The sequence below is a fragment of the Henriciella sp. genome (assembly GCF_049649345.1).
Lineage (GTDB): Bacteria > Pseudomonadota > Alphaproteobacteria > Caulobacterales > Hyphomonadaceae > Henriciella.
The window spans coordinates 1-2,003 of sequence record NZ_JBARZC010000316.1; the positions used below are offsets into that span (position 1 = coordinate 1).

Consider the following 2,003-nt stretch of genomic DNA (forward strand, 5'->3'; position numbering starts at 1 on the left):
AAGCAGAACCTCTTCGGATAGGTGTTGTTCGAGCATCGACAGATTGATGAATCCCTGCTCATCCACGGGCAGATATTGAACATCATATTCGAGCTGTTGCTGTAGGGCACGGCTCGCTGCGAGCACGCATTTATGCTCGGTCGCGCCGATGAGGAGGCGCCGGCGCTTGCCTCCAGCCGCGCGCCGGGCAAGCCCGAGAAGGGCGAGATTGTTCGCTTCGGTGGCACCTGATGTGAAGATGATTTCGTCGGCGTCCGCGCCAATCAGATCACCGATCGTTGCTGCCGCTGCTTTGACTGCCTGCGATGATTTCCAAGGGTCTTGCCCGGTAGCAAGCGAGCCTGGGCGAGATGGCGCTCGATGCGGCGCCGATCGCGTTCGGCCAGTTCGTGTTCCACCAGGGCGCTGAGCAGGCGGGCCGCGCCCCAGCCTTCCTTGTCCGCCTGTTCGGCGAAGCGCGGCCACAGCGTCTTGATAGCCGGCAGGCGCAGCTCGTTCAGGGCGAGCGTGAGGCGGGCGGCGTCGATGCTGGAATTGGTCATGCCGCAGCCGCTTCACCGATCGTCACATTGCCCACCAGCTGGTCGTAGGAGGACAGCTCGGCCAGCTGGACGTTGACCCCGGGCAGACTGCCGGGCGGCGGCGCGAAGAGCGCGCGCAGGGCTACGATGTTTGGCCATCGGTTCTGCCGTAAATCCTCTTCGATCTGGGCGGCAAGTTCCGCATCGCAGCCTCGGTCGTGCGCCAGCGCCAGCAGATCGACCGTCATCCGGCAGGCTTGCTTGTCGCCGGTCCGCTCCAGCAGCACCGCGAACATGTCGCGGAAGGCCCGGCGCGAAAACAACTGGTCGCGATAGACCAGCCCCATCAGCGCCATCGGTTTTTTGCGCAGCGAATGGATGACGTGGTGGTAGTTAACCACGTGGCCGTGGCTGCCGCCCGGCGTGGGCCGCCCGCGTGGCAGTGTTTGCAGGAAGGTAGCGCCGAGATAAAGCTCGAGCCGGTCGTCGTAGAGTCGCACCCGCAGCCGGTGACCGATCAGCCGAGATGGCACGGTGTAGAAGACCTTGCGCAGCAGAAACCCGCCGGGTGAGGTGATACGCACCGCGACCTCCTCGTAATCTGTGGTGCGCCGGGCGGGCAGCGGCCCCAGATGGGCGCGTTCCGCGTCGATCCGCTTGGCATTGCGCGCGTTGATCCGGCCGGTGATCTCGTCGACGAAACGGCGATAGGCGGTAAGGTCTTCGAAGTCGCGCGACCCGCGCATCACCAGCGCGTCCTCGATGGCCCGCTTCAGATGACCGTGGGGTCCTTCGATGGACCCGTTCTCATGCGCCACGCCTTTGGTATTACGCGAGGGGGCCATGCCGTAGTGGCGACAGAGCGCGTCAAAACGATCGGTAAGGTCAGCCTGGGTGGCCTTGTCCAGATTCCTGAACGCGGCCGAGAGGCTATCCGTCCGATGATTGGCCGGCACGCCGCCGAGCGACCAGAGCGCGTTTTGCAGCCCCTCGGCCAGGGCGACATAGCTCTCCCCGCCGAGCACGACATGCGCGTGCTCGAAACCGGAATAGGCCAGCCGGAAGTGATAGAGCCGGTGATCCAGCGGCTGACCGGCGATCCCGACGCCGAGCTTGCCCATGTCGGTGAAATCCGACAGCCCCATCCGGCCGGGTTCATGCGTTTGACGGAAGATCACCTCCTGCTCGGGGCCATGCTCGGCCCTCCAGGCCCGGAGCCGCCGCTCCAGCGTGCGGCGGATACCGGGGCCGAGATCGGAATGTCGGCGCAGCAGTTCCTCGAAGATGGCGACCGGCCGCAGCCCCGGTGACGATTGCAGCAGCGGAACCACCTCGGTCTCGAAAATCTCGCCGAGCGGGTCCGGACGGCGTCTGCTCCGCGGGGTCTTTTTCTGCGAGGGAAGGGTCTGGTCGGCTTGCAGCCGATACCCCGTTGCCTGGCTGATCCCGGCCTTGGCCGCCGCTACGGGAACGGAATGGGTC

The 2,003-nt window shown here is 65.3% G+C and carries 2 protein-coding genes and 1 pseudogene; all 3 read right to left on the minus strand.

Annotated elements, in window-relative coordinates; genetic code table 11:
- Nucleotides 1–276 (minus strand): aminotransferase class V-fold PLP-dependent enzyme (locus WA989_RS08270; protein ID WP_424340028.1); only part of this gene is annotated, 276 nt, incomplete at its 3' end.
- A 38-nt stretch (nucleotides 277–314) separates the two neighbouring features.
- A pseudogene (locus tag WA989_RS08275) lies at nucleotides 315–542 on the minus strand (ATP-binding protein); the annotation flags it as partial.
- Nucleotides 539–2,003: IS21 family transposase (gene istA / locus WA989_RS08280; protein WP_424340027.1), on the minus strand; the 1,465-nt coding region annotated here is incomplete at its 5' end. The gene istA and the pseudogene WA989_RS08275, both read right to left, overlap by 4 nt.